This window comes from Phaeobacter sp. PT47_59, from assembly GCF_028890025.1.
In the GTDB taxonomy this organism is placed as follows: Bacteria; Pseudomonadota; Alphaproteobacteria; order Rhodobacterales; family Rhodobacteraceae; genus Phycobacter.
This window is the reverse complement of sequence record NZ_JARCJL010000017.1, coordinates 92,907-99,140: the sequence shown is the minus strand read 5'-3', so window position 1 is coordinate 99,140 and position 6,234 is coordinate 92,907. Positions and strand designations below refer to the sequence as shown.

General features: G+C 52.3%; 5 protein-coding genes. 1 reads left to right on the top strand and 4 read right to left on the bottom strand.

The window, feature by feature from the left end:
* The first annotated feature begins 214 nt into the window (after positions 1 to 214).
* The gene (locus PXK01_RS15360; protein ID WP_274860753.1) at positions 215 to 1,711 is read left to right on the top strand and encodes an esterase/lipase family protein; all 1,497 of its coding nucleotides are present in this window, start codon (positions 215 to 217) and stop codon (positions 1,709 to 1,711) included.
* Between the two features lie 331 nt (positions 1,712 to 2,042).
* Here the strand turns inward: PXK01_RS15360 and PXK01_RS15355 are convergent, their stop codons facing one another.
* The 4 genes from PXK01_RS15355 to PXK01_RS15340 form a co-directional block, all read right to left on the bottom strand.
* Positions 2,043 to 2,330, bottom strand: a complete 288-nt coding sequence (locus PXK01_RS15355) for a hypothetical protein (protein ID WP_274860752.1) — start codon at positions 2,328 to 2,330, stop codon at positions 2,043 to 2,045.
* A complete protein-coding gene (locus tag PXK01_RS15350; protein ID WP_274860751.1) occupies positions 2,323 to 2,949 on the bottom strand; it encodes a hypothetical protein in 627 nt (208 codons plus the stop codon). The genes PXK01_RS15355 and PXK01_RS15350 overlap by 8 nt, the downstream gene beginning before the upstream one ends.
* A gap of 597 nt (positions 2,950 to 3,546) precedes the next feature.
* Positions 3,547 to 5,832, bottom strand: coding sequence for a VapE domain-containing protein (locus PXK01_RS15345; RefSeq protein WP_274860750.1), 2,286 nt, complete (start codon positions 5,830 to 5,832; stop codon positions 3,547 to 3,549).
* Position 5,833: 1 nt separating this feature from the next.
* Positions 5,834 to 6,073 carry a helix-turn-helix transcriptional regulator gene (locus tag PXK01_RS15340; protein ID WP_274860749.1) on the bottom strand — a complete coding sequence of 80 codons (240 nt, stop codon included), beginning with the start codon at positions 6,071 to 6,073 and terminating at the stop codon, positions 5,834 to 5,836.
* Positions 6,074 to 6,234 lie beyond the last annotated feature (161 nt).

The window sequence follows — 6,234 nt, the reverse complement described above, 5'->3', positions numbered from 1 at the left end:
ATAGGTGTCCCAAGGTCTTCCTCTCGGCCATCGCGCTCGCAGCCGTCGTTATCTACTGGTTATGAATCCTGACCCTAGAAGAAGACACTTAGTTTTGCTTGCTATCTCAGGTTGGGTGGTGTCAGCTATGGTTGCTCACACCCTTCAAAGGGCGGAGGGCCAACACTATGTCACCTCTGCAGGTTTTCTCTCACGATTTATTTAGACAAAGCGAATGAAAATCCCTTCAAGTTTGGAATACTGGTGGCGTACCGCACAAATCGAACCAAAACGACTTGCAGGCCAAGACACCGCCGTAGTGTTTGTTCACGGCCTCAGAAGCCACAGTGACCAAGCTTTTCGGCTGGAAAATGGAAGCGAATTATTTTTTTGGGACTTGCTGAAAGATGATTTTCCACTTTCCAATGCAAGCTTCTTTACGTTCAACTACGGCAGGATCGAAATCTTCCATTTTACCGAAGGTAGAAGTCTTGAGCAAACGTTGGCAAATCTATGCCAGCAGCTTCACGGAGCAATTTCAACATTTAGAAATGTAATTATTGTTGGTCATAGCCAAGGTGGTTTGGTGGCAAAAATGTATGCCTGCATGTACGGAGGGCATATCTCTTCTGAGCAATCTGTTCTTGTGATTACAATGCACACTCCTCACCGGAACAGAAGCATGATGGTTATGCGGCACACCAAAAATAAGCAATGGCTCCGCGATGACCGTTTCTTCGTTCCGCATCTCTTTTGCGCCAGCTATGCGGACAATATAGTCAAACCAGACAACGCCATCGATAGCGCTCTTGATGTAGCTTTCACTACCCATGACGACTCGTTTCGCTCGCTCGGACACAGCCACCTAAACAAGGCCCCAACCGCTGACCTCATTCAAAGAATACGGAGGAAGACTGCGGAGTTTTTGAGTTCGGGATACTCTCATCCTGGAATCGATATTAATTCATTTCCAAAAACCAACTACCCCATCACAATAATTAGATTTTCCCGATCCAAGAGAAAGATCGAGACGTTGCTGTCTGACGAACAGATTCAACCCACGCTACCCGGCCTAGAGACACAAAATGTCTATAGCTATGCAATGCGGTGCCCTGTTCACGTTGCAAAGCGGTTCGAGTTAATGAACAGCTCCGGCACGGAAAGAGTTGAGGTTTTGGATCTTGACAACTACTTGTCTTCAGGAATTTTCGACACCGTGGATTGGGTCTGCCAAGAAGCGGACGCGTCGTATAGCGAGATACTGTTTGACCCAATTGACTTCAAGAAAGACGTCATAGTCAAGAATAAAGATTTCTTTGATCTATTTGCCGCCGAACTCAAGGAAAGCGGACAAACCCTAAGGGAGCAAATCATTAATAATAGCCTCCATTTAACAATGGAAATTTTTCAACAATCGCTTGGAAAATACTGGCAAGAGATTGTCGGGGACATCTACAATTCCATTCAGGACAGCAGGAAGCCAAAAATTATCACCTTTAAGAGAGTATTGGAGGTATCCACGAGAGTTTGCTTCAATAAAAAGCGGTTCAGGAAACAGAAGTACCTTTATCAAGTTTTCAAAAGAGAGTTTTGGAATGTTGGATGGGCCGTGGAGTTGGCTTCTGTTGATAGTATGATCGCACACCTATTTCGTACTGACGGTGAAATATACCGCCTCGATCGCGACATAGAAAACATCTTCTATAGACTGCCGCTTGGAAGGACAAAATAGTCGATGGACATACCCTGCAATGCTAATAAATTTGACACAAGGCTTGGGTTGCGAACTCAGTTGTAATTGGGTGTTCTTTCGTCTCACTCGGACCACTCTTGGTCAGAACCCGAGACCACCATGCTCGGAGATACTTTTCTTACACCGTTAGCGTAGCTTGCCATTTTGCCACCTTAGGAAATGGAGCTTTCGGATGCCCAGCAGGTGGCTAGGTCAACAAGCAGCCCCTTCAACATGCGGTCAAAGGAGCTTTTCCCAATACTGGAATAGAAATCAAGTGCTTGGGGTTTGAACCTACGAGCCAAGCACAGAATAGGACACAGTGAAGCGATCAGGCCCCTTCAAAATAGGGCGTGGCTGCGATCCATTCGACCAACTGAGTGCGGGTTTCGTCGTCAAGGTCCTTGCGTCTTTCGACTGCCCCGATTGCTTCGTCTCTCACCTTGGAGGATTGCCAGGGAACGGGATCGCGGTTGGCCTTCATCTCCGCAAGAAGCCCATCGTCGGGGTCATGCAAATAGCCCAAGCAAATGCGCATGGTCTCACCGCCGTCGGCAAATGCCACGGTGGCAACGCCGCCAGGTCGCACCAGGTTTATCTGGTTAATCGGATCAGTCATCAGATGTTTCCCCGGTCTCCTGTGGCGCTCTCTGGACGACTTCGGCGTCGATCGTGTCGTGTCGCTTACCCGAGACCGTTTCGGTCACCACGGGCCTCCGTACAGCCCCTTCCGGCTGAACCAGCTTGGGCTTTGCAGGCAAGGAGGTTTGAACGCTCGTGGAATTGTTGATTTGGACATTGGTCTGGGCGGGTCCATCCACAGAACTCATCCTCAGCGATAGGAGCTTGTTCAGGACACGGGGATCGACGCTGGCCGTCTCGAAGCGATAAACCGGCTCGAAGTCGTCATCCAACTCGGGTTCGCCCGTCTCGGGATCGAAGCACTGAACCCATTTGCCGGTCCCCATCTCCAAGGCCGTCTGAACCACCCGCATGGTCAATTCTTCCTCGAAAGCTGCCAGGGCCTCGTCCCAAGCCTCCGCAAAGTCTGGATGCTTTGCACGCCGGTCATAGAAGGTCCGCCGGGTCAGGCCAGTCATGTTGGCCGCATAGGTGATGTGGCCGAACTGACGGAGATAGAGTAGAAACTCGTCGCCCTTCTCGCCGTAGATCGGGCGGGTGATAGCTGCAATCTTGGAAGGCATCCGCGGGTCACTGGCCGGTTTGATCCGGTTCATCCTCATCAAGCTCATTTGGGTGCCTATTCTGTCTTCATCACTGTGCTTGGCTGAGGAAGGTGCCGATTAAGCCCTTGAAGTCATTCACGCCCCAGACGCCAGAACGCCCAATTCAGTATCAATGGGGCGGCCTATCTGTGCGGGCTGATGACTTCGGGTTTTTCACGGACAGCATCCTCGTTGCCGTTCGAGGTCAGAATGTCGTGTTCCGTTGGAGCCGTATGCCAGCGATTTACAAGGGAGTGTGCCGGCTCACAACGTTGTGCAGTCCCGGTCCTCCAAGCTGGAAGATTTCTACGTCAACAAGGCATTTTCGGAGCTTTCTGTAACGTGTTGTTTTTATTGCCTTGTTGACGACGTTGATCTTCGTTGACCGTTTTCGCTATATATATCCGGATTGCACGCTGCCCCTGTGTCCTGGCCCGTGCCCTTTGCCTAATCGGCTTATTCTACCAAGATATATTGCTTTAAGATCAACATGATCAACATCGTCAACAAGCGTTCCGAAACAAGGCCTTAGAAGCGACACCTCAGGTCAACAAAGATCAACGACCGTCAACACCGTGACCGAATTGATGCGTTCCGATTTCCAGAACGTCACTCATCGGCTCGGACATACCCTGCCGAAACACGGCCACCCAACCTGACGCCCCGTCTGTGCTTCCAGCCAAGGGTTTCCATAGACCGCCTCAAACGCTGCGCATGGCCCTTGTTCTGCCGGTCGCTTTCCAAGCCGAGATAGCTGAGCAGGTCCTGGGTATGCACCTTGTCGGCGGGGGGAGGCTCACGCAACGGTGAGGCAACCCGCTTCCCATCGATCATTTCTTCGGCATAATCACCCGTGCCAGTCTCAAAGGCCTGCCGTTCCGTTTGCCGATAGCTGAGCATAACGGCCAGCTTATCAACCCAAGGATCATCAACCGTTTCGTCTGCCTGGCGTTCTGCGGCCATCGACCACAAAGGCTCAGGCAATACGTGATCGATGCCCGATTTGAACAACGCATCAGCTTCGGCCCAGAGTTGGTCCCGATGCTCGGCAATCCAATCCAGATCAACCCTGGACCCAGAGGCCATTTCCAACGGCCAGAAACGCCGTGCACCCGTTGGGTCGCTCAGGTATCCGCCTTCGTTCACAGTGCCCGCAAATACCACACGGCGTTGATGATCTTCGGTGTTGCGACCATAGGGCGTCCGATACCTGTCCGTAGCTCGGGACATAAACGCTTTGAGAACGTCCATGTCGCTTGCCCGAAGACCAGCCAATTCGGCAAACTCATGAACCCAGACACCTTCAAGGTTCATTGCCGCATCTTTGTTCCTCAGATCACCAAGCTCTGCGTCACTGAACCAATCCGGGGAAAACAGGTCCCGAATGCCTGTAGATTTCAAAGAGCCCTGAGGCCCCTTGATAACTGGCATCGTGTCCAGCTTGCAGCCGGGTTGCCTTTGACGAGCCACGGCCCCGACCATAAAGCATTGTGAGACGGCCTCGGTGTAATCGTCTCGGCCACATTGAAAGGCGACTGTGAAAAGGTCCTTTACCCGGCTTGTCCCATCCCAAGTCAAGCTATCCAGATAGTCCAGGATCGGGTTGAACTTGTAGAAATAGGCAACCGTTGTGATTGCGTCCTGCACGTTTTCCTTCGACGGCTGGTAGTCCTTACGCTGGTGCTGTTCCATCAAGAACGTGCGGGCCAACAGGAGCAACTTGTCAGTCAGCACACGGCCATAGCCTTCACCCCAGGGCAATTCACCCATTAGAACAACCCGCTGCTTGAGTTCGTCAAACCTTGGATCGAGCTTGGAGCCGGTAATTGCCTTTAGGGCATTCTTGGGTGTGTCTGGGGCTACGCCGGTCTTCTTGTTGACGATCAAACCACCTTCATGCACGGGCTTCCTCTTAGGCGTGGTTATTGCCCCTGCTGGCACTCCGGTTTGGTCCAGGTCGTCGTCAAAATCATCGGCTGCCGGTGTTCTCGGAATGGCATCCTCGGCCCCAGCGTCTCTCAGAAGTTTATGCAGGGTGCGGAAGGTTATACGATTTCCGTCATTGTCGGCGTGAAGGCTGTCCCATCGGATGCCGATCAGGGTCCCGTGATCTGCATATGCGGGGTCCTGTGTGCACCAATCCACAAACTCCTGACGGCCATCCCCTGCCGTTGCATGGTGGCAAGCCTGCATCAAAGTGAGCCAATCGTCGTGGTCTGCAAAGTCGGCGGGGTCCAGATGTTCAAGCATCTGAGCCAGTTCTTCCTGATCGTGCTCGCCCCCGCCAGTTGCCACGCTGCCTGATGGTCTTCGGATCAGATCGACAAGGGTCTCAGGTGCGGCCTCAGCACCGAATGCATCAAGCTCAGGCGTGCCAGCCTTCCAGGTGTAGGTTTTCAGGGTGTCGGGATGGATTGATCCAGGAGCAACCACCTGACGGCCAACCGTTTTGAACTCAATGCCGGGAAACTGATCGTTCAGGCTATCTCTGGTGGAAACATCCTCGGGCTTGGTCATGTAAATATGAAGGCCACCCGAGCCGGTTTCAACGGTCGAATAAAGGTCCGGGTCCATGCCAGTCCAAAGAACCAGTTCGACAAACGGGTTGATCGGGGACGCCAAAGTTTGGCCGTCAGGAAACGCCCGTGGGTCCACATCCAAGACCAATTCAAAGGGCCGCAAACGAACGCCGACGTTGTTGCCTGCCTCCATGTGCTTGATTTGGTCTTGAGATTTATAGGGGCGCTTCATCCAATTGCGGTCGATCGGAGATTTACCCCGTTTGCGTTTCTTGCCTTTGACCTCATCTTCGGCCGAGAACTTATGCAAAGGGAGAAGCTGGTATCCACTGGCCAGCAAGGGCGTCAATTGTGACGCATCGGTATGAACACCCATTTCAAGCCCCCGCACGTTTGGCGTTGTAGGCCTCGATCACAGAACGCTCATAGAAAACGGCTGTCCCAATCTTTACGTAGTCAGGACCAGCATTCTTGTATTTGGTGTTGTTGCGGCGATTGCGAAAGGCCATCAACGTGGTTGCCGGATGCCCGGTCAAGGCTGCGGCTTCCTTTGTCGTCAGAAGGTCTTTCAATGGTGTGCCAGAAGGCTTGGTGGCGTTATCTTCATTCTCAGGCATGGCAGGCCTCCTATATGCTAAAGTATCGACCGGATTGTCCTGCTAGGCGGCTGTGGCAATCCGGTCTATCGATCAGAACAATACCGTGCCCAAATTCCCCCGCATACCAACACTTGACCCGCACGCAACGAACGCTGGCGTAGGGAAATCTTTAACCTCGC